This window comes from Frigoribacterium faeni (assembly GCF_007988805.1).
In the GTDB taxonomy this organism is placed as follows: Bacteria; Actinomycetota; Actinomycetes; order Actinomycetales; family Microbacteriaceae; genus Frigoribacterium; species Frigoribacterium faeni.
Window position 1 is genome coordinate 19227 of record NZ_BJUV01000026.1, and the last position, 21866, is coordinate 41092.

General features: G+C 68.0%; 21 protein-coding genes. 9 read left to right on the forward strand and 12 right to left on the reverse strand.

Translation table 11 applies throughout. The features are described from left to right. Positions 1-48: 48 nt before the first annotated feature. The gene (locus FFA01_RS11860) at positions 49-624 is read left to right on the forward strand and encodes a VanZ family protein (protein WP_146856379.1); all 576 of its coding nucleotides are present in this window, start codon (positions 49-51) and stop codon (positions 622-624) included. 178 nt (positions 625-802) lie between these two features. On the opposite strand, the gene FFA01_RS11865 is transcribed toward FFA01_RS11860, so the two are convergent. The 4 genes from FFA01_RS11865 to FFA01_RS11880 form a co-directional block, all read right to left on the reverse strand. Further along, positions 803-1204 (reverse strand): hypothetical protein, encoded by a 402-nt coding sequence (locus FFA01_RS11865; RefSeq protein ID WP_146856381.1) that lies wholly within the window; start codon positions 1202-1204, stop codon positions 803-805. A 133-nt stretch (positions 1205-1337) separates the two neighbouring features. Next, positions 1338-1718, reverse strand: a complete 381-nt coding sequence (locus FFA01_RS11870) for a nuclear transport factor 2 family protein (RefSeq protein WP_146856383.1) — start codon at positions 1716-1718, stop codon at positions 1338-1340. 151 nt (positions 1719-1869) lie between these two features. Then, complete coding sequence (locus tag FFA01_RS11875) at positions 1870-2700, reverse strand: TIGR02391 family protein (protein WP_146856385.1); 831 nt, start codon at positions 2698-2700, stop codon at positions 1870-1872. 34 nt (positions 2701-2734) lie between these two features. Continuing rightward, positions 2735-3304, reverse strand: a complete 570-nt coding sequence (locus FFA01_RS11880) for a recombinase family protein (RefSeq protein ID WP_146856387.1) — start codon at positions 3302-3304, stop codon at positions 2735-2737. 513 nt (positions 3305-3817) lie between these two features. Here FFA01_RS11880 and FFA01_RS11885 point away from each other — a divergent pair. Both FFA01_RS11885 and FFA01_RS11890 read left to right on the forward strand, forming a co-directional pair. After that, positions 3818-4249, forward strand: coding sequence for a DUF1801 domain-containing protein (locus FFA01_RS11885; protein WP_167627362.1), 432 nt, complete (start codon positions 3818-3820; stop codon positions 4247-4249). Positions 4250-4391: 142 nt separating this feature from the next. Further along, the gene (locus FFA01_RS11890; protein WP_146856391.1) at positions 4392-4799 is read left to right on the forward strand and encodes a pyridoxamine 5'-phosphate oxidase family protein; all 408 of its coding nucleotides are present in this window, start codon (positions 4392-4394) and stop codon (positions 4797-4799) included. Between the two features lie 379 nt (positions 4800-5178). On the opposite strand, the gene FFA01_RS11895 is transcribed toward FFA01_RS11890, so the two are convergent. The 8 genes from FFA01_RS11895 to FFA01_RS11930 form a co-directional block, all read right to left on the reverse strand. Then, positions 5179-5667, reverse strand: a complete 489-nt coding sequence (locus tag FFA01_RS11895) for a DUF1269 domain-containing protein (protein ID WP_146856394.1) — start codon at positions 5665-5667, stop codon at positions 5179-5181. A gap of 967 nt (positions 5668-6634) precedes the next feature. Beyond that, positions 6635-8020 (reverse strand): replicative DNA helicase, encoded by a 1386-nt coding sequence (dnaB, locus tag FFA01_RS11900; protein WP_146856396.1) that lies wholly within the window; start codon positions 8018-8020, stop codon positions 6635-6637. Between the two features lie 792 nt (positions 8021-8812). After that, positions 8813-9265, reverse strand: a complete 453-nt coding sequence (gene rplI / locus FFA01_RS11905) for a 50S ribosomal protein L9 (protein ID WP_146856398.1) — start codon at positions 9263-9265, stop codon at positions 8813-8815. Positions 9266-9291: 26 nt separating this feature from the next. Next, the gene (rpsR, locus tag FFA01_RS11910; RefSeq protein WP_043595327.1) at positions 9292-9552 is read right to left on the reverse strand and encodes a 30S ribosomal protein S18; all 261 of its coding nucleotides are present in this window, start codon (positions 9550-9552) and stop codon (positions 9292-9294) included. A 53-nt stretch (positions 9553-9605) separates the two neighbouring features. Then, positions 9606-10160, reverse strand: coding sequence for a single-stranded DNA-binding protein (locus tag FFA01_RS11915; RefSeq protein ID WP_146856400.1), 555 nt, complete (start codon positions 10158-10160; stop codon positions 9606-9608). 3 nt (positions 10161-10163) lie between these two features. Continuing rightward, positions 10164-10595: a 30S ribosomal protein S6 gene (rpsF, locus tag FFA01_RS11920; RefSeq protein WP_146856402.1), complete on the reverse strand. Its 432-nt coding sequence runs from the start codon at positions 10593-10595 to the stop codon at positions 10164-10166. Positions 10596-10750: 155 nt separating this feature from the next. Continuing rightward, positions 10751-12130, reverse strand: coding sequence for an ABC transporter substrate-binding protein (locus FFA01_RS11925; protein ID WP_146856404.1), 1380 nt, complete (start codon positions 12128-12130; stop codon positions 10751-10753). Between the two features lie 111 nt (positions 12131-12241). Further along, positions 12242-13672 carry a CCA tRNA nucleotidyltransferase gene (locus FFA01_RS11930; protein ID WP_146856406.1) on the reverse strand — a complete coding sequence of 477 codons (1431 nt, stop codon included), beginning with the start codon at positions 13670-13672 and terminating at the stop codon, positions 12242-12244. Between the two features lie 174 nt (positions 13673-13846). Between FFA01_RS11930 and FFA01_RS11935 the strand changes: the two genes are divergently transcribed. The 6 genes from FFA01_RS11935 (at position 13847) to FFA01_RS11960 (ending at position 21822) form a co-directional block, all read left to right on the forward strand. Further along, positions 13847-16144: a DUF6049 family protein gene (locus FFA01_RS11935; protein ID WP_146856408.1), complete on the forward strand. Its 2298-nt coding sequence runs from the start codon at positions 13847-13849 to the stop codon at positions 16142-16144. After that, a complete protein-coding gene (murJ, locus tag FFA01_RS11940) occupies positions 16141-17811 on the forward strand; it encodes a murein biosynthesis integral membrane protein MurJ (RefSeq protein ID WP_244289825.1) in 1671 nt (556 codons plus the stop codon). Before FFA01_RS11935 ends, murJ begins: the two co-directional genes overlap by 4 nt. A 187-nt stretch (positions 17812-17998) precedes the next feature. Then, entirely contained in the window at positions 17999-18991 is a 993-nt protein-coding gene (gene trxB, locus FFA01_RS11945; protein ID WP_146856410.1) for a thioredoxin-disulfide reductase, read from the forward strand. A 41-nt stretch (positions 18992-19032) separates the two neighbouring features. After that, complete coding sequence (gene trxA, locus FFA01_RS11950) at positions 19033-19359, forward strand: thioredoxin (protein ID WP_055799001.1); 327 nt, start codon at positions 19033-19035, stop codon at positions 19357-19359. A gap of 115 nt (positions 19360-19474) precedes the next feature. Next, entirely contained in the window at positions 19475-20782 is a 1308-nt protein-coding gene (locus FFA01_RS11955) for an aminotransferase-like domain-containing protein (RefSeq protein ID WP_146856412.1), read from the forward strand. Positions 20783-20862: 80 nt separating this feature from the next. After that, positions 20863-21822, forward strand: coding sequence for a D-alanine--D-alanine ligase family protein (locus FFA01_RS11960; RefSeq protein ID WP_146856414.1), 960 nt, complete (start codon positions 20863-20865; stop codon positions 21820-21822). Positions 21823-21866 lie beyond the last annotated feature (44 nt).

Genomic DNA, 21866 nt, shown 5'->3' on the forward strand with positions numbered 1-21866 from the left:
ACGGTCATCAGATCCTTGCAGCAGCTCAGCGTCACTAGGCTTCCCCGGATGTCTACTAACCCGTTCGGCGAAGTTCCCGTCCTACCGGTCGCTGTCCCCGTCGGCGCCGTCGTGTTCCTCCTCCAGCTTGCGCTCCTGCTCAGGGGGCAACGTTTCACCCGGCCGCGCGCGGCTGTCGCGGCCGCCATCGCCGTCTACGCCGCGGGAATCTTCGCGAACACGGTCTTCCCGATCTTTCTCAACCCGACGCCAAGGTCTGAGCCATGGGAGCCGGCGCTGGCACTGATCCCGTTCCAGGACTACGAGCTCGCGGACGCGCTCACCAACCTGGCGGTGTTCATACCGCTCGGCATCCTCATACCGCTCCTGATGCGCCGGCCGTCCTGGTGGAAGGTGCTGCTGACCTCGGCGGTGGTCAGCCTGACAATCGAGCTACTGCAACTCGCCGCGCAGAAGCTGTTCTCCGGTGGTCACGTCGCTGACGTCAACGACTTCATCTGGAACACCTTCGGGGGAATCCTCGGCTACGTGATCTTCGTTCTGCTCACACGTGTACCGATCTTGTCCGCACTCGCGGACCGGTTCCGCTGGCACACGAACCCCGGGGCAGCACCCACCGCCTAAACCGCGGAGCAGCGCCCGCTTGGGGATCGCTCACCGAGCAACGGCGGAGGCTAGCCACTTCCCCGCAGCTACGGGGCGCTGGCTGTCTCGATAGGTCAGTCCGAAACAGATCTCGGTGAACGATCGGCTATCGGGCACCCTGCGGGAGTCACCCACGTCCGTCAAGCCCTGAGCTTGCCTATGTGCAGCGGGGATCGTCTCCACCGGTGACGCAAGGCACGTAGTCGGACATAAGCCCTTGGCCACCGCCGATAATGCTCGTCAGTTGCCCCTCAAGGAGGAGGAGCACAACGACCTCGCCGACGACTATGGCAAGGGCCACGACCGAGAGAACCCGTAGACCGGGCCAGTTCGACGCAGAAGCGAGCAGGGTGGCTGTCAGAAGCGCGAGGACGGACACTGCGAGAACGACGTCATAAGCGATGACCTGCATGAACGTCCACGGATCGCTACCGCCGATGAGCTGGAAGTTCGAGGCCCAGATACCGAAGAGCGTCAGTATCCCGGCGAGACCCAGGATGAAAGCGGTCTGGGCCACCAGAGCCAGCTGCCGCAAGCGCATCTCGACGGTCGTGTCCATGGACAGAGACTAGGACGCGGTCGTCAAGATCACCAGATGCCGATCGTCTATCGGGCATGCAGAGACGATCGTTTCCGAGCGACGGCACCCAGCTTGCCGGTCGGGTGCTGGCGTAGAACTCGAGCCCCGGGCTCTATGCGAACGGTTCGGCGCTGCCCGCTACTACTTGCCAACGACCCTCGATGATCGACCAAAAGCGGCGGTACGACATGCGAGCCTCGATGCGGTGGCCCCTATCGAATACGACGATGTCCACGAGCGACGATGTCCGGCCATGACCATCATGTTCCAGAGTTGATCGATGAAGCTCCGACAGCTTGTCGAATCGTGTTGCCCCCGAGGCATGAGCGTCGAGATCGGCTGCACGGCCCACCACTGACTCTCCCGGCAGCTCGAAGGCCAGGCCCTCGTATAGCAACTCGCGGAGATGGCTCACGTCGCCACCACGCATGGCTTGGTGAAGAGCATCCTGGGCTTGGTCGATGGAGCGCCCGCGATCGTCCCGTGTCGTCATGTGACGAGGCTAATGTGCGGTTTCCACAGACTGCGATTGACCCGAAAACGATCGTCTGCGATCTCCGCCGCTGGAGGATCGTCTATCGGGCAAGCACCTCGTCTAGATCATCTGAGTGCAGGCCGGCGCTGTCGTAGCGGTTCGCTAGAGCTCATTCGGCAGGGCGCCCGACCTCGCATTGATCCACGAAATGAGCAAGCACGCTTAGGGTCGCCAGCCGTTCTAAAGCTGCTTGTTCCGACAGCGGCTCATCCGCATGTGTTGCAGGGTTCCGAATCACCATGTTCACGCCAGGTGCAAATTGGCGCAGGCCATCCTGCATCGTCTTCACGTCTTGATTTGCCTGATCTCCACGCCAGCGGAGACGCAATTTGTCGGGTCGCGGGGCGTCCTGGGCGAACGCTTGCTGCCAGAGGGACGTATCAGACGCATCGTGCCGATTAGTCAGCTCTTTCATCTGACCGCTGACGGCTTCGGCGGCCGCAGATACAGCCTGGCGCAGGTGCCCGTCGTTCCATAGCCGTTGTGCTGTTGACCACACGAGCGGGTGCAGAAGTGATGGCTGGATAGTTGGCGAGGACAGGGCGTCGGCTCGCGCCCGGAGCCCCTCGAGTCGCCCTGCAGCCTGGAGGCAACATCCGCGAACCGTAGATGCCTCAAGCACAGGCTTTGGCTCTGTTATGCGCTCCCAATTGACGAATGGGTCGATCACGCCCCTGCCCTCCACCATCATGCGCACACCCGTTACCGAGCTCAGGTCCATGAGGGAGCCGGCGAGCCGATTTAGCTTCGCAGTGAGTACCCGTACCCGATCTTCATTCGCGCCCTCCTTCGGAAAAACAGCTGGCGCAAGCCCTCGCGTGAAGGAACCGGGCCCAACGTTCTCGACGTGGTGGGTCATGAACTCGTCGAACGCCCCTATGAACTCTCTGAGCCGCTCGGAGAGAAAATCGAGATAGTCCGTGCTGGTTCTCGGGTCCATGCCCTGAGTGTCCCAGACCGCGATCACCTCTAAGTCACACCTGCTCAGCGCGCTGTATTGCTCGATAGACCGTGGAACGGGCGACGCCGAACAGCTCCGCGATCTCGCTCGTCGTGTGGGCGCCGGTGCGGTGCAGCTGGACCAGGTGCTTCTCCTGCGACGGGGTCAGCTTGGGCTTGCGTCCGCGGAGCTTGCCGGCGGCCTTGGCGATCGCCATGCCTTCACGGGTGCGAGCGCGGATGAGGTCAGCCTCGAACTCCGCCACCATGCCGAGGACGTTGAACAGAAGCCGGCCGACCGGGTCGGTGGGGTCGTAGACCGCTCCCCCGAGGTTCAAAGCGACACCCTTCTTCGTGAGTTCGTCGGCGATGTCGGTCGCGTCCCGCAGCGACCGGGCGAGACGATCGAGCTTTGTCACGACCAAGACGTCACCGGCACGGCACGCAGCCAGCGCTTCACGGAGCCCCGGCCGTGCTCGAGTCGTGCCCGAGAGGCCGTGGTCAACATGCACGTGTTGATCGTCAACACCGAGCGCTGCAAGACCATCACGTTGTGCTGCGAGATCTTGTCCCGAGGTCGAGACGCGCGCGTATCCGATGAGCATCCGACGACTGTAGCGTTTAGACCCCCGCCACCGGGCATTTTTGCGGGACAGGCATACGCGAATCCGCAGGCCAGGCACCACTTGGCCCCAGGCGACTGAGACGCGCTCGAAAAGGTGTCCCGACGAACGACCGACTATCGGGCAGCACCCAGAGCACCTGCAAGGACTAGCGGCTGTGGTCAGCGCATCATCCCGCTAGATCACCCCCGGATGAACTTGAGCTTATGTCTTGTTCGGCGCACGTGTTGGGGTATAGCGTCCGCAGCAGTTGGCCCCGATTTACTCGGTGATGGCACCAGACGATGGCGTCTGTCGGCCTAGCCCTGATCCCGACGTCAGGCATCGCTTAGATCACATCAGACCCGCCTGGTTGGGTACCGATTAGCGGACATCTCTTCAAACGGTGACGACGGAGGAGATGTTCGCTCCACCAGCTCTCGCAAGCGCCGCCACCCGACCCGACGACCGATGGAGGCCTCCCGTGAACGACACGACCCGGCACGTTCGCCATCGGTGCCCGGCGACGTCGTGACCGCGGCCGAGGTCGACGCGTGGTTCGACGACCTCGACCACCCGATGAAGGATGCGGCACTGACGCTGCGGCACGGCCTCGCGACCGTGTCCCCCGACGTCGTCGAGAACATCAAGTGGAAGGCGCCGAACTTCGCCCTGCGGGACGACTTCGCGACCATGAATCTGCGCCGACCGACGGCCGTCCAGGTGATCCTGCACACCGGGGCCCGCCCCCAGCCCGACCACCCCGAGATCCTTCTCGACGACCCGTCTGGCCTGCTGCGTCGCGCCGACCGCAATCGCTGGGTCGCGACGTTCACCAGCGCCGACCACGTGCGCGACGCACTGCCCGCGTTCATGCTGATCGCCGCCTCCTGGGTGCAGCAGCTCGAGTCGCCGAGCCCCGAGCGCCCCTCGTGCGCCACCCCGTGAGGCCCATCGCTTGACGGCGTGACGATGGAGGGTCAGAGTCACCCTGCACGCCGTTTCAGACGACCTCGGCCGACAGACCTCCTCGTACGCACCTCGAGGCGCAGCATCCCCGGCCTCACAACAGCACAGTCAGCGACGACACATGCACGAGAACGACGGCGTCGAGCAACTGCTGAGCTGGGACGAGTGCTGGGGGCACATCCGCCGCAGTCGCAGAGGCCGCATCGCCTGGGGCTACGGGCCCAGCATCGACATCACACCGACGAGCTATCTCGCCGACGGGCAGACCATCTACATCCCGACCGATGTGAGCACCCGGACGGTCATGACGGGCACCTCGCCGTGGGTCGCGTTCGAGATCGATGGTCTCGGCGAGGATGCGCGATGGAGCGTCCTGGTCAAGGGGCACACCCATCAGGTGGTCTCGCAGGCAGACGATGACGTGATCGACTCCCTGCGGAGCCATCCAGTGCGACGCGGACCTACGGTGCGTTTCGTGCGGCTCGATCCGACCGAGGTGACCGGCTGGGCCACGTTCCCCGACCTCTAGCCCGCCAGGCCGGGCGATCCGGCGTGAGCGAATGTGAGCACAGGTCTGGTTCTCGAGGCCCTTCGGGTATAGCGTCCAACCAGTTGGCCCCGATCGATTCGGCAGGAGGCCTGACGAGGCGGTCGGGAACCCTAGTCCTGACCCCCGCAGGAACCGATGCGATCACATCAGACCCGCCTGGTGGGTACCGATTAGCGGACATCTCCTCAACGGTGACGACCGAGGACATGTCCGCCACACGGCTATCGCCGCCGACCCTCATCAGGCGTAGCCTCAGGGCCGCCTCGAGTCTGACGGACCGAGGCCGCGGCACGGCCGCGGGTAGGCCGCTGCTGTCGGGTGCGGCGGCCTATCGTCACCGTGAACGGGACCCGCGACGTCAGTCAGCGAACGCGGTCCGGATGGCTGCCTCCTGCTTGTCACTCAGGTTTGCCTGCAGGAGTCTGGCGTTCGCGCCCCGGAACGCCTCGGTGAGCCGATCGACCTCGGTGCTGCTCGTCAGGACGAACAGCGCTGACGTGCCGGGTCGGAGGTCGCGCCGGATACGACGGATGAAGTTGTCGTCGATGCCCACATCGGTCAGAGCGCCCGCGATGATGCCCGTCGCCGCCCCGAGCGTCATCCCGATCAACGGGACGAAGAACATCACCCCGAAGAGGAACCCCCAGAACAAACCGCCCAGGGCCCCCTCGGGATCCGCCGAGGGGAACGGGGCCGTGCGGGGCTTCCGCGTCCCCGGCTCCCAGCTCACGATCGCCCCGTCGCTCACCGTGAACACCTCCTCGGCATGCAGACGGTCCACCTTCACATGGGCCTCATCGGCCCCCGTAGAGGTGTCGAACTCCCAGACAGACAGGGTGGCGGCCATTTCGGGCTCCTCGAGCGGAAGAGAACCGACCCCCTGACCGCTCTGATCGAGAACAGCGGACGTCGGAACCCACGCTGGCACCGCTCGTCGGCGCAGGCGCGCACAGTCTGTCGCCAAAGAGCCGCAGCACCTAAGGCAGACCGTCACAAGAAACCAAAGCGACCACCTCGCAGCCCTACGGTTGCGAGACGTCTCGTCGATGCCGGGCAACGGGCATCCAGCCGCCCGTAATTTCGGGATACGGCGAGTCTCGTAACTTTGTATCGCAACCTGGCTGGCGAATCGGTGTCATGAGGGTTGGTTGCGAGACACAGACGGCCCAGCGATGAGGTTGATCGACTACGCCCGGGTCGTGGCGCGTCACAGGACATCCATCGGTAAGAACGCGACCTGCTCGCGACGTGGAGGCGGCGGGATGACCTGCACGTCGATTTGGGCGTGTCCGATGCACGTTCATCCAGCTCAGCGTTGGACCGAGCTCTCGCGGCCCTGCAATAAGGCACACTCGTCGTGCCAACCCTCGACCGCCTAGAGCGTCTCACGATCGACAAGCGCGGCTTCGCTGCACAGCTCCGAGGCCGCGGCGCTGGCCTACGCATGTTGAGCCTCGGCGGCGGTGGCGTCGACTTCACTACGCCCTTCAGTCTGATCGCGTTCTCCGTGATGGCGATACGGTGCTGGCGCGGCACGCAGCAAGGCACTTGCGAAGGCCCCGCCGTGCTCGAGTCGTGCCCTCGAGGCCGTGATTGACATGCGCATGATCATCGTCAACACCGAGCGTCCTAGGGCCGTCACGTTTTGCTGCGAGATCCTGTCACGATGTCGAGACGCGAGCGTTCCCGATGGGCATCAGCAACGTGACGCCGGACGTGCAGCCCAGCGGTGAACGCAAGATACGGGGCGCGCTGCCTCAACCGCACACGTGAAAAGTGGACCACGGATTTGAGCAGCGACAACGACATCAGACCTAGCTAGGCATATCCACGAACCGCGAGAACATCCCGTGGAACGCCACCGTGATCGTGTCCGTAGGCCCGTTGCGGTGCTTGGCGACGATGAAGTCGGCCTCGCCCTGGCGGGGGTTGTCCTTCTCGTAGGCGGACTCGCGGTGCAGCAGGATGACCATGTCGGCGTCCTGCTCGAGCGAACCGGACTCTCGCAGGTCGCTGATCGCGGGCTTCTTGTCCGCGCGCTGCTCGGGGCCACGGTTCAGCTGCGACAGCGCGATCACGGGCACCTGCAGCTCCTTCGCCATCAGCTTCAGCGCACGCGAGAACTCCGACACCTCCTGCTGACGGCTCTCGACACGCTTACCCGACGTCATCAGCTGCAGGTAGTCGATCACCACGAGCTTCAGGTTGTGCTGCTGCTTCAGCCGCCGGCACTTCGCCCGGATCTCGACCAGCGTCATGTTCGGGCTGTCGTCGATGAACAGCGGCGCATCGTTGATCCGCCCACGCACCTGCGCGATGTTCGTCCAGTCACGCGCATCCACCGTGCCCTTGCGCATGTTCTGCAGCGGCACACTCGACTCGGCCGACATCAGACGCATCGCGATCTCGCTTCGCCCCATCTCGAGCGAGAAGAACACCGACGCCTGCCCGTGCTTGATCGACGCCGCCCGCGCCAGGTCGAGCGCCAACGTCGACTTACCGAGCGCCGGTCGCGCCGCCACGATGATCAGCTGCCCGGGGTGGAACCCGTTCGTCAACGCATCGAGCTGCGCGAACCCGGTCGGCACACCCGTCATCTGCCCGTCACGGCCCTTGGCCGCCTCGATCTCGTCGATCGCGACCGTCACGGCCTCGTTCAGCGGCACGTAGTCCTCGGTCTGCACTCCCCCGGCCACGTTGTAGACCTCGGCCTGCGCGTTGTTGACCAGGTCGACGACCTCGCCCTCGCTGGCGTAGCCCATCTGCACGATCCGCGTGCCGGCCTCGACCAGACGGCGCAGCACCGCCTTCTCGGCCACGATCGACGCGTAGTAGCCCGCGTTCGCCGCCGTCGGCACCACACCGGTCAGCGTGTGCAGGTACTCCGCTCCCCCGGCGCGCGACAGATCGCCCGACTTCATCAGCTCGTCGCTGACCGTGATGACGTCGGTCGGCTCGCCGTGCGAGTACAGCCCCAGGATCGCGTCGTAGATGACCTCGTGCTTCGGCACGTAGAAGTCCATACCGCGCACCGTCTCGATGACGTCGGCCACGGCGTCCTTGCTCAGCAGCATGCCGCCGATCGTGCTCTGCTCCGCCAGCAGGTCGTGAGGAGGCACACGATCCATGCCCGAACCCATCGCCGGCCGGTCGCGGTCACGCGATGCGTCGCTGGCGATACCGAGTTGGGCGATCGACATGGGGCCTCCTGCTGACGAGAGATCGGGTGCGCGCCGACAGGCGCGAACGACGCTCAGGGACGTTCTACATCGGACCCCCGACATCCCTGCGCCGAACCGCCGCGACCCACCCCTGACGAGCGCGTGTACACCCTATGGACACCTAGTTCTCCACAGCAAATACCCCTGTGGATAACTCTGGGGAGAACCGGTGCGAAACGCCGGGGGCGCTTGGGGAGAACTGTGGATCAACCTGTGGAGAGAGAGATACTTCACGCGAATAACCCTCGTGTGATCAGCACTTTCCATTTCCCCACCCTGTGTGTAAAAAGATGTCTAAACCGGGGGTTGAGAGTCCCGATTTGACATCCGCCTGTGCACAAAGAACTTGACAAGGAGGCACGTGGACCGATAGCGACTCGGCTCGCGTTCAGCTTCTGGTAACCGGCCTCGGCTCCCCCACCCGCGCCTCCTGAACCCCCTCACACGCCCTCAGCGCCCCGTCAGCGCTATGAACCACGAATGCGAAGAAGAACCCCGTTTTCGCGTGGTTCATCTTCGCAAACGGGGTTCATCGCTCGAGCCCCGCCCGCGGCGCTCAGAACCCCGCGATGAGCATGGAACCTCACCATGGCGGGGTTCGATGCTCACGCCGGGGTTCGACGCCGAAGCCCAGCAGCTCAGCCCAGCCCAGCCCCTCAGCCCAGCGCAGCCCAGCCCCGCAGCACCGCAGCGCAGCACCACCACCGGCACGACGAAAAGCGGCGCCCCTCCGAAGAGGGACGCCGCTCGACCGCATGCGCGGCGGGGGACTTACTTGGCCGAGACCACCGTGAGGGTGATCGTGGCGATGACGTCTTCGCGAAGACGCAGCGTGGCCTCGTGCTCACCGACGAGCTTGATGGCCGAGGGGATCTCGACCTTGCGCTTGTCGATGGTGGCGACGCCCTGCTTGGTGACGGCGTCGGCCACGTCGGCCGGACGGACCGAGCCGAACAGACGGCCGTCGGCACCGGTCTTGACCGTGAGACGGATCTTCTGGGCCTCGAGGCGCTGCTTGAGGTCGTGGGCCTCTTCGATCGTCTTCAGCTCGCGGGTCTCGCGGGCCGTGCGGATCTGAGCGACCTGCTTCTCGCCACCACGCGACCACGCCACGGCGAAGCCCTGGGGGACGAGGTAGTTGCGGGCGTAGCCGTTCTTGACGTCGACGACGTCACCGGCGGAACCGAGGCCGGAGACCTCGTGCGTGAGGATTACTTTCGACATGCGTTCTCTCCTTCAGTCGGCGCTGATCAGCGGCCGGAGCCGGCGTAGGGGAGAAGCGCCATCTCGCGGGCGTTCTTCACGGCACGGGCGATGAGGCGCTGCTCCTGGACGGAGACGCCGGTGATGCGACGGGCGCGGATCTTTCCACGCTCCGAGATGAACTTGCGGAGGGTCGCGACGTCCTTGTAGTCGATGACGCCGACGCGGATCGACTTCGCGGGAGCGGCGTTCTTGCCGCCCTTGCCGCGGAGGGGCTTGCGGCGGTCGCCGCTGCTCTTTCCAGCCATTGTGTGTCTGCTTTCAGATGAGAGAAGAAGTACTGAGAGGGGGACGACGGAGCCTAGAAGGGCGTCTCGTCGTTGTAGGTGCCGCCGCCGGGGGTGTTCCACACGTCGCTCGAGGTGTTCCCACCCTGCGGAGCGGCTGCGGGCTGACCCCACGGCTCTTGTGCCTGACCGCCGCCGACCTGGCCCTGCTGGCCGCCGCCGCGGTTGCCCCCGAAGGAGCCTCCGGCAGCGCCGTCACGGGACGAGGAGGCGCGAGTCACCTGAGCGGTCGCGTAACGCAGCGAGGGGCCGATCTCGTCGATCTCGAGCTCCATGCTGGTGCGCTTCTCACCCTCTTTGGTCTCGTACGAGCGCTGCTTGAGCCGCCCCTGAGCCATGACCCGGCTGCCCTTGGTGAGGCTGCTGGCCACGTGCTCGGCGAACTCGCGCCAGACGCTGGCACGGAGGAAGAGGGCTTCGCCGTCCTTCCACTCGTTCGACGCGCGGTCGAACGTGCGGGGGGTCGACGCGATGGTGAAGTTCGCGACCGCGAGCCCGTTCTGCGTGTAACGCAGCTCGGGGTCACTGGTGAGGTTGCCCACCACTGTGATGACGGTCTCGCCTGCCATCGGTTACTCGGCGGCCTTCGGTGCGGCGGGAGCCGCGGCGACGGCAGCGGCGGGAGCCGAAGCGGCAGCCGGAGCGGAGGCGGCGTTGGCTGCCTTGCGGGCGGCCTTCTCGTCAGCGAGCTTCTTCGCGCTGGCGACCATCGCGATGGCCTCCTCTGCGCGGAGGACCTTCGTGCGCAGCACGGCCTCGGAGAGACCCAGCTGGCGGTCGAGCTCGACCGTGGCGGCCGAGTTCGAGGTCAGGTTGACGACGGCGTAGATGCCCTCGGACTTCTTGTTGATCTCGTAGGCCAGGCGACGACGTCCCCAGATGTCCACGTTGTCGATCGTTCCGCCATCGTTGCGGATGACGTTGAGGAACTTGTCCAAGCTCGGGGCGACGGTGCGCTCATCGATCTCGGGGTCCAGGATGACCATCAGTTCGTACTGGTGCATGACTAACCCACCTCCTTCGGACTTAACGGTCACAGACGGTCTGTGACAGGAGGGTGTTCATGACGTCGCGACAGCCGTGAGGCAGACGCAACCTTCCTAGCGTAGCCGAGCGCGCCTCCTACTTCAATGCTGTCGTCGTGACGGGGGCTCGGGCGCTAGTCGTCGAGCAGGGCGTTCGCGTCGGTCTGCGCCTTCGTCAGGGCGTCGGCCACCGAGAGCCTCCCGGTGAACATGTCGTCGAAGGTCGGCTCGATCACCGACTGGGTGCGCCCGTAGATCCCGGTCGGCGCGGCGATCGTCGGGCCGTCGTCGATCACGTCGAAGAAGGGGGAGACGTCGACCCCCTCGCCCTCCCAGTAGTCGTAGTAGACCTGCTGCGCACCGATCACCGCGGGCACGGCGGCACCCTGGGCGCCGATGTGGCGGGCGCCGTCGGACGAGCCGAGCCAGGCGAGCACCTTCGCGGTGTCGTCGCGGTGCGGGGTCGCCGCGTTGCCGGCCGCGACGATGCCGTTCGTCACGCTGACCCGGCCGTCGGGCCCGGCGGGCATCCGCGCGACGCCCCAGTCGAAGTCGGCGGTGCTCGCGATGGGGGAGAGGTTGTACAGCCCCGACTGGAACAGCGCCATCGTCCCCGAGGTGAACTGGTCGCGGCTGAAGTCGGCGTGCTCGTTGGTCGACGCGGCGGGAGGCGCGACGCGGTGCACCTGCACGAGGTCGACCAGGTACTGGAAGGCGACCCGCGCCTCCTCGGAGTCGAAGACGAACGCGGACGAGTCCTCGTTCTCGAGGCTGCCGCCGGCCGAGGCCAGGTAGTCGAGCCAGATCGCCTGCAGGTCGTTGCCGGCGTTGTAGCCGTACTGCACCGGGGTGCCGTCGAAGGCGGGGTCGGCGGCGGTGTGCCCGGCCGCGTCGCGGGTCAGCGCCTCGAGCACGGGCAGCAGGGTGTCGCCCTCGCCGCCGCCGGGCGCCCACGAGAGGTCGTCGAGCACGGCCGGGTCGATGCCCGCGGCGTCGAGCAGGTCGGCGTTGTAGTACAGCGCGATGCCGCCGTCGGACAGCTGCGGCACGCCCCAGAGGTGACCGTCCTCGGTCGTGAACTGGTCGACGACCGCAGGGCTCCAGGCGGCACGGGCCGTGGTGCCGAGCACCCGGTCGATGTCGAGCAGCTGCCCGTCGTCGGCGTAGCCGGTGTAGTTCGAGCTGTTCAGCCAGAAGATGTCGTCGGCCGTGCCCGCGTCGACGTCGGCGGCGAGGGAGTCGAAGTACTGGTCGTAGGGCACCACGTCGACCTCGACGTCGATGTCGGGGTTGTCGCGCTCGAACGTCTCGAAGGCCTGCTCGTAACCGGCCGCGACGGTGTCGTCCCAGACGCGCACCGTGACGGTCGTCTGATCGGGCTCGGGCGTCGGACGGACGGGAGCGCCGCGCCCCGAGGTCGACAGACCGAACGCGGTGATGCCGAGGGCCGACGCCGCGACGATCGTGACGCAGACGGATCCGGCGATGAGAGCTGAGGAGGGACGCTTGGGCACCGGTGCAGATTACCCGGCGCGCGAGGCGTCCCGACATCGGCCCCCAGCCGCGATCAGCCGAGGAGGCGCGGGGGAGGGACCACGCGGGTCGCCTTCCACAGGCCCCCGCCGCTACCTCTCGCGGGCCGCCCACCAGGCGAGCAGACGCTCGGTCGCGACCTCGGCGCCCAGCGGCCCCTCCTCCGTGCGCAGCTCGAGCAGGAACCGGTACGCCTCGCCCACCTCGCGGCTCGGGCCGATGCCCAGCACGCGCTGGATCTCGACGCCGTCGAGGTCGGGCCGCAGCGAGTCGATGGCCTCGCGCTCGCGCAGCTCGGCGATGCGGTTCTCGAGGTCGTCGTAGGCGAAGCCGAGCCGGTCGGCCTTGCGGCGGTTGCGGGTGGTGACGTCGGCGCGGGTCAGGATGTGCAGGCGCTCGAGCTGGTCGCCGGCGTCGCGCACGTAGCGGCGGACGGCCGAGTCGGTCCAGGCGCCCTCGGTGTAGCCGAAGAACCGAAGGTGCAGCTCGATCAGCCGGTGGACGGCGCCGATCGTGTCGTTGTCGAAGCGCAGCGCCTTGAGCCGCTTCTTGGCGAGCTTCGCGCCGACCACGTCGTGGTGGTGGAACGTCACGACGCCGCCCGGCTCGAGCCGGCGCGTGGCCGGCTTGCCGCAGTCGTGCAGCAGGGCCGCGAGGCGCAGCGTCAGGTCGGGGGCCTCGCCCGGGTGCCGCTCGGACTCGTAGCCGATGGCCTGCTCGAGCACGGTGAGGCTGTGCTCGTAGACGTCCTTGTGGTGGTGGTGCTCGTCGATCTCGAGGCGCATCGCCGCGAGCTCGGGCATCACGTGGTCGGCGAGGCCGGTGTCGACCAGCAGACGGATGCCCGGGGTCGGCGTCGCGGTGCGCAGCAGCTTCGAGAGCTCGTCGGCGACCCGCTCGACCGAGACGATCGAGAGGGTGGAGGCGCGGGTCGTCATCGCATCGCGCACCTCGTCCGCGACGTCGAAGCCGAGCTGGGCGGTGAACCGCGCGGCCCGCATCATCCGCAGCGGGTCGTCGCGGAACGAGTCGACGGCCGCGCCGGGCGTCGCGAGGCGCCGGGCCAGCAGGTCGTCGACGCCGCCGGACGGGTCGACGAGCACCTTCTCGGGCAGCCGCAGCGCCATGGCGTTCACGGTGAAGTCGCGGCGGACCAGATCGCCCTCGAGGGTGTCGCCGAACTCGACGACGGGCTTGCGCGTCTCGCCGTCGTAGACGTCGCTGCGGTAGGTGGTGATCTCGACCACCTCGCCGTCGACGCGGGCGGCGATGGTGCCGAACTGGCGGCCGACGTCCCAGTGGGCCTCGGCGATCGGCACGACGATCGCGAGGATCTCGTCGGGGGAGGCGCTGGTGGTGAAGTCGAGGTCGTTGACGCGGTGTCCGAGGAACGCGTCGCGCACCGGGCCGCCGACCAGGGCGAACTCGTGTCCGGCGGCGGCGAAGGCCGCCGAGAGGCGGGCGATGCGGGGGGTGGCGGCCAGTCGATCCAGGCGCTCGACGGCGGAGGCGACGGTGTCCATGACCGTCAACCTTGCCACACGGGGAGGCGCGGATCGCCTCCCCGCGCCTCCTCCCCAGGGCTGGTTCCCCACCCCCGACGGCCGGTTCTCGCGTGCTGCGCCTCCCTCTCTCCGAATCGATTCCCTAGACTCGGCATGCTCGTGCGACCCCCTCCGCCCCCGAGCACCTTCACTATGAGACTTCTCCCCGCCCTCCTGGCCCTCGTGACGACGCTCGGCGTCGCCGGCGCCGCGCTGCCCGCCGAACCGGCGTCGGCGGCCTCCGCGGGGTCGTCGGCGGCGGCCGCGTCGAGCGCCACGGGTCAGTCCGACGCCGTCACGCTGAGCGTCGCGCCGGAGGCCGACGGGGTGCTGCGCTCGGGCGACGACCTCGAGCTCTCCGTCACGGTGACGAACGGCACCGAGACCGATCTCGACGCCGGCAGCGCGCGCATCTACCTCGACCGCGACTCGTTCCTCACGCGCTCGAAGCTCGCCGACTGGCTCTCGCCCGACGAGACCACGGGCGACGACTACCTCGGCATCTACATGGCCCGCGTCGACGTGCCCGCGGTGGCGGCGGGCGAGAGCGTCACGGTCGACTCCATCACCATCCCGGCGTCGCGCACGGCCCTCGACGGGTGGTCGTGGGGTGCCCGGGCGCTGGGGGTGCGCCTCCTCGACTCCGTCGGCGTCCAGGTCGCGCAGGCCCGCAGCAGCGTCGTCTGGTACCCGAGCGAGAGCTTCCAGCCCACCCGCCTGTCGGTCGCGGTGCCGATCACGACCCCCGAGACCGAGAACGGCGTGCTCGACGCGGCGGCGCTCGAGGCGTACACCTCGGCCGACGGCACCCTCACGCGTCAGCTGCGCCAGGTCGTGGGCACGTCGGCCACGATCGCGGTCGACCCGATGATCATCGCCTCGATCCGCCTGCTCGGCAGCGAGGCGCCGGCCTCGGCCCTCGGCTGGCTCGACGACCTCTCCTCGGCGGGCGTCGAGACGTTCCCCCTCACCTACGCCGACGCCGACGTCGCCGGTCTCAGCCAGGCGGGCGCCCCGTCGGTGCCCGGCCCGACCTCCTTCGACGGCTTCGTCGACGAGTCGCGATTCGACACGTCCACCTCGGCCACCGACGCGCCCAGTCCGGCCGAGACCGACCAGGGCACCAGCGACGGCTCCGGGTCGAGCACCAGCTCGTCGTCCGGGTCGCCCGCCGACCCCTCGGCGACCGAGACGCCGTCGCCCAGCCCGACCGACGAGCCCTCCGCTCCGCCGCTGCCGACGACCGAGTCGCTGCTGTCGTTCCCCTGGTCGCTGTCGTCGATCGCCTGGCCGGCCGACGACACCGTCGTGTCGTCCGACATCGCGACGATCACGTCGCGCGACTACACGTCGACGATCCTCTCGAGCTCGAACGTCAACGTCGCGACCGATGCGACAGAGAACGCGCCGGTCGACCTCGGCGGCTCGACGGGCCTCGTGTCGGACGACACCCTCTCCGGACTGATCCGCGAGGCCGCGGCCGCGACGTCGCAGGCCGCCTGGAGGAGCGCGATGGCCGAGCTGTCCGCCAGCGTCGCCACGATCGCGAAGGAGCGCCCCAGCGACGCCCGCACGATGCTGGCGACCCTCGACCGCTCGTGGTCGACCGACGGCGGCCGTCTGCGCCAGACCCTGGCCGCCCTCGACGACCTGCCCTGGTCGTCGCCCTCGTCGCTGTCCGACACCCTCGCCGCCGAGCCCACCGACGCGACCGTGGTCGACGAGCCCGAGTCGGCCGACCGCCTCCGCGAGCTGCGCTCGATCGTGCGCGCCGACGAGCAGGTCACCGACTTCTCCACCGCCCTCGAGGACCCTCTGACGGTCACCGGCCCGGCGCGTCTGCGCACCCTCGCCCTCTCGTCGCACGCCTGGCGCGACAACCCCGACGGCCTGTCGACCGAGGTCGACGGCGCGACCCAGCAGGCGACCGAGACGTCGCAGCTCGTCTCGATCGTCCAGGGCAGCGACCAGCTCATCCTCGGCGACCGGTCGTCGCTGCCGCTCTACGTGCAGAACGCGAGCGACTCGTCGGCGACGGTGTTCCTCACCCTCGCGCCCTCCAGCTCGCGGCTGACGATCGAGGAGAACCGGATCCCCGTGACGGTCCAGGCCAAGTCGCAGGTCCGCGTGCGCGTGCCCGTGCAGTCGATCGCCAACGGCACGGTCAACGTCTCGCTCTCGCTGGTCAGCTCGACCGGGGTGACCATCGCGACGCCCGCGGTCGTCACCATCAACGTCCAGGCCGGCTGGGAGACCGCCATCACCTGGGCCTTCGGCATCGGCTTCGCGCTGCTGTTCGGCGGCGGCATCTACCGCACGATCCGCAAGCGCCGCCGCGGTGCCGCTCGCGACGACGACGGTGACGACGACAGCGACGACAGCGATTACGACGAGAGCGGCGTAACCGGTTCGACCGGTCACTCCGAACCGACAGTGGGGAGCACCGCGTGAGCGGTCAGTCCGGTCTCGGCAGAGCGAGCATCCTGCTGGCCTCGGGCACGATGGTGTCCCGCGTGCTCGGCTTCGTCAAGACGGCGGTGCTCGCCGCCGCCATCGGGCAGTCCGCGAGCCGGGCGGCCGACTCGTTCGCCCTGGCGAACCAGCTGCCGAACAACATCTACGCCCTGATCGCCGGCGGCCTGCTCAGCGCCGTCCTGGTGCCGCAGATCGTCCGCGCGGCCACCCAGGACGACGACGGCGGGCAGCGGTTCATCAACAAGATCGTGACGCTCGGCACGATCGTCTTCGCGGCGGTGGGCCTGATCGGCACCCTGCTGGCCCCGGTGCTCGTCTCGCTCTACGCCCAGCAGGCGAATGCATCCGGTCAAGGGGGTTACACCTCCGAGTCGCTTGCGCTGGCGACGGCCTTCGCCTACTGGTGCCTGCCGCAGATCTTCTTCTACGCGATGTACTCGCTGCTCAGCGAGGTGCTCAACGCCCGCCAGGTCTTCGGCCCGTTCACCTGGGCGCCCGTGCTCAACAACGTCGTCGCCATCGCCGGCCTCGTCGTGTTCATGGTCCTGTTCGGCGGCTCCGAGGCGAACTCGACCGTCGACGTGTGGAGCCCCGACCGCATCGCCGTCATCGCCGGCACCGCGTCGCTCGGCGTGCTCGCGCAGGCGGCGTTCCTCCTGCTCTTCTGGCGTCGAGCGGGCCTGACGTTCCGCCCCGACTTCCGGTGGCGCGGCGTCGGGCTCGGCGCGACCGGCAAGGCCGCCGGCTGGCTGTTCGGCATGGTGCTCGTCACCCAGGTGGCGGGTCTCGTGCAGAGCCGCGTGGCGTCGCAGGGGAGCGGCGAGGGCGCGTCCAACGCCGTGCTGGCGAACTCGTGGCTGCTGTTCATGCTGCCGCACGGCATCGTGGCCGTCTCGATCGCGACCGCGTACTTCACCCGCATGAGCGGTCACGCCTCGCGCGGCGATCTCGGCGCCGTCCGGGCCGACCTCTCGCAGTCCCTCCGCACCATCGGCATGTTCATGGTGTTCGCCACCGTGGCCATGTGCGTCGTGGCCTACCCGTTCGCGAGCTTCTTCGAGCGCACCTTCGAGGGTGCGAGCCAGATGGCCCAGGTGATCCTCGGATTCATGCCCGGGCTGATCCTCTTCAGCGTGCTGTTCGTCGTGCAGCGCGTCTTCTACGCACTCCACGACCAGCGCACGCCGTTCTTCATGCAGGTCGTCCAGTCGAGCATCTTCGTCGTCGGCACGCTCATCTCGTCGGTCGTCGTGCCCGACGACCAGGTCGCCGTGGCCATCGCCATCACCACCTCGATCGCCGGCTCGACCCAGACCGTGGTCGCCCTCGTGCTCATCTCCCGTCGTCTCGGCGGCATGGACGGCCGGTGGGTCCTGCGTCGCTACGTGCAGTTCGCGTTCTTCTCGCTCATCGCGGGTGTCGTCGGTCTCGTCGTCGTGACGGCCATGGGCGGTTTCGCCCCCGACGGCTTCGCTCACACCGGCAGGATCGCCGGTCTGCTCACCGTGATCGTCGCCGCGGCGGTCATGGGCGTCGTCTACCTGGGCCTGCTCCGCCTGATCCGGCTGCCCGAGCTCGAGGCGCTGACCGCACCCCTCGTGCGTCGCGCCGGCCCCCTGCTGGCCCGTCTCCGCCGACGCTGAGCCGTCGAGTCCCCTCCCCGGACGGAGGCGTCCCCCGGCTCCTGAGCGCGCTCTGGGAGGCACGGGTCGGCGGAATAGCGCGTCGATAGGATGTGTTCATTCAGACGGTCGAGGGAGAACGTCGACCGGGCATCACGGCCCGAGAGCGTCTCCCACCCCATCCGCCACGTTCTTCAGAGAGGTGCCCATGCGCCAGATCATCATCATCGGCTCCGGTCCCGCCGGTTACACGGCCGGCATCTACGCGGCTCGTGCCGGGCTCGAGCCGCTCATCGTGGCCAGCTCCGTCGAAGCCGGTGGAGAGCTCATGAAGACGACCGAGGTCGAGAACTTCCCCGGCTTCCCCGACGGCATCCAGGGCCCCGAGCTGATGTTCAAGCTCCAGGAGCAGGCCGAGAAGTTCGGCGCCGAGGTCCTCCTCGACGACGTCACCAGCGTCGACCTGACCGGCGACGTCAAGAAGGTCACCCTCGGGAACGGCACCGTCGAGGAGGCCGTCTCGGTCATCTTCGCCACGGGCAGCGCCTACCGCAAGCTCGGTCTCCCCGACGAGGAGCGCCTCAGCGGCCGTGGTGTCAGCTGGTGCGCCACCTGCGACGGCTTCTTCTTCAAGCAGAAGGAGATCGCGGTCGTCGGCGGCGGCGACTCCGCGATGGAGGAGGCCACGTTCCTCACCCGCTTCGCCAGCAAGGTCTACGTCATCCACCGCGGCGACTCGCTGCGCGCGTCGAAGATCATGCAGGAGCGCGCGTTCGCGAACGACAAGATCGAGTTCCTCTGGAACAAGACCGTCACGGCCGTCCTCGGCGACGAGAAGGCCACCGGAGTGCAGCTGACCGACACGGTCGACGGCAGCACCTCCGATCTCGACCTCGACGGCCTGTTCATCGCGATCGGCAACGACCCCCGCGTGCACCTCGTGCACGGCCAGCTCGACCTCACGGTCGACGGCACGATCGCCGTCGAGGGGCGCAGCTCGAAGACCAACCTGCGCGGCGTGTTCGCCGCCGGCGACGTCATCGACGCCACGTACCGTCAGGCGGCCACCGCGGCCGGCTCCGGGGTCGTCGCGGCCCTCGACGCCGAGCACTTCCTGGCCAGCCTCGACCAGACGTTTCTAGCCGAGAACACCGACGGGGCCGCCGAGGGCATCGACACGGCCGAGTCCGTCGCCGTCTGACCCCCCCGATCTCCACAGTCCCCCTGACGAAAGGAACCACCATGAGCACCGCCAAGGCAGTCACCGACGCGTCCTTCGAGAGCGACGTCATCACCTCCGACAAGACGATCCTGGTCGACTTCTGGGCCGAGTGGTGCGGCCCGTGCCGCGCCGTCTCGCCGATCCTCGACCAGATCGCGGCCGAGCACTCGGACAAGATCGAGATCGTGAAGCTCAACGTCGACGACAACCCGCAGACCGCGGCCAAGTACCAGATCACGTCGATCCCCGCCATGAAGGTCTACCGCGGTGGCGAGGTCGTCAAGACCGTCATCGGCGCGAAGCCCAAGCAGGCCCTCGAGGCCGACCTGGCGGAGTTCCTCGCGTAGTCGACCGACCACGACGAGAGCCCGCCCAGCACACACGCTGGGCGGGCTCTCGTCGTCTCACCGCACTTCCCGGCATAGTCTTGGACGATTCACCCTCTGACCGATAGGGACGCAGATGACGAACAAGGGCACCAACCTCGATCCGTGGTACGACTCGTACGCCGACCGCACGGCCGGCCTGAGCGCCTCCGAGGTCCGAGCCCTGTTCGCCGTCGCCTCCCGCCCCGAGGTCGTCTCGCTGGCCGGTGGCATGCCCTTCGTGTCGGCTCTGCCGCGCGAGCTCGTCACGGGCTCCATCGACCGCGTCATGTCGAACGGCGGGGGAGCGATGGCCCTGCAGTACGGCTCCGGGCAGGGCACTCCCGCCATCCGCGAGCACATCATGCAGATCATGGCGATGGAGGGCATCCGCGGCAGCGCCGACGACGTCGTGGTCACGACGGGCTCGCAGCAGGCCCTCGACCTCGTCACGCGCCTGTTCATCAACCCCGGCGACGTCATCCTGGCCGAGTCGCCCAGCTACGTGGGCGCCCTGGGCGTCTTCAAGGCCTACCAGGCGGACGTCGAGCACGTCGCCATGGACGACGAGGGCCTGATCCCGGAGGCGCTGCGCGAGGCGATCGCGTCGGTCACCTCCCGCGGCGGCCGCATCAAGTTCCTGTACACGATCCCCAACTTCCACAACCCCGCCGGCGTCACGCTCTCCTGGGCCCGTCGTCTCGAGATCCTCGAGATCTGTCGCAGCGCGGGCATCCTCGTCCTGGAGGACAACCCCTACGGCCTCCTGTCCTTCGACGAGCCGGCCCCGCACGCCATGCGCTCCGTCGACGACGAGGGAGTCATCTACCTCGGTTCGTTCTCGAAGACCCTCGCGCCCGGATTCCGCGTCGGCTGGGCCCTCGCCCCGCACGCCATCCGCGAGAAGCTCATCCTGGCCAACGAGTCCGCGACGCTGTCGCCGAACTCCTTCGGCCAGTTCGTCATCACCGAGTACCTCGACCAGGCCGACTGGCGGGGGCAGATCGACATCTTCCGCGGTCTCTACCGCGAGCGTCGCGACGCCATGCTCTCGGCTCTGGGGGAGTACCTCCCCTCGCTCACCTGGACCCGGCCCGAGGGCGGCTTCTTCGTCTGGCTCTCGCTCCCCGACGAGCTCGACTCGAAGGCGATGCTCCCGCGCGCGGTGAAGGAGCTCGTGGCGTACACCCCGGGAACGGCCTTCTACGCCGACGGGCAGGGCCGCCAGAACATCCGGCTGTCGTTCTGCTATCCGACGCCCGAGTCGATCCGCGTCGGCGTCGCCCGACTCGCGACGGTCATCAACGGCGAGCTCGACCTGCTCAGCACCTTCTCGTCCGCCCGTCTCGGCAAGCCGATCCCCCTCCGCGAGGGCGTCGGCACGCCGCCCCCGAACATCTCCTGACCAGCATTTAATCCGTAACGGCGTCGTGCGTCGCACGGCGCCACGGCTCGGCACGCCCGTCACACGAAGGACCCCACCACATGAACTCGAGCGCCCTCCGCAGCGTCACCGTCCTGGCCGGCGGCATCTCGCACGAGCGCGACGTCTCGTTGCGCTCCGGTCGACGGGTCGTCGACAGCCTCACCTCCAACGGCATCGCCGTCGACCTCCGTGACCCCGACGCGACCCTCCTCGGCCACCTCACCGAGAGCCGCCCCGACGTGGTCTGGCCCGCTCTGCACGGTGCCAGCGGTGAGGACGGCGCGCTCCGCGGTCTGCTCGAGGCCCTCGACATCCCCTTCGTCGGCAGCACCTCGGCGGCGGCCCGTCTCGCGTGGGACAAGCCGACTGCCAAGGAACTCGCCCGTCGTGCCGGTGTTCTGACCCCGCGGGGCATCACGCTCTCGCACGACGCCTTCCGTGAGCTCGGGGCCGCAGGGGTCCTCGCCGCCATCGCCGACGAGCATCCCGTGCCGGTCGTCGTGAAGCCGGCCCGAGGAGGCTCGGCGCAGGGAGTCACGGTCGTCGACGACGCAGACGGCCTGCCCCGGGCCATGGTCGACGCCTACACGTACTGCGACGATGTCATCGTCGAGCAGAAGATCACCGGCACGGAGATCGCCGTCGGGGTCATCGACACCGGAGACGGCCCGACGGCCCTGCCGGCGGTCGAGATCGTCCCGCGCAACGGCATCTACGGATTCGAGGCTCGGTACAACGCCGGCGAGACGACCTTCTACACGCCGGCCCGACTCGAGCCCGACGCGGCCGACGCCGCCGCCCGTGCAGCGGTGACGGTGCACGAGGCCCTCGGGCTGCGTCACCTCTCGCGGGTCGACCTCATCGTCGACGCGGCCGGAGCCGCCTGGTTCCTCGAGGTGAACGTGCTCCCGGGTCTCACTGAGACCTCGCTCGTCCCGATGGCCCTCGATGCTGCGGGCTATGAGCTCGGCATGGTCTACGCCGCCCTCGCCGAGAAGGCCGTCGCCGACCACCACTGACCGCGGGCCCGGCCTGCCGCGCGTCTCCGCACTCGCCGAGCACT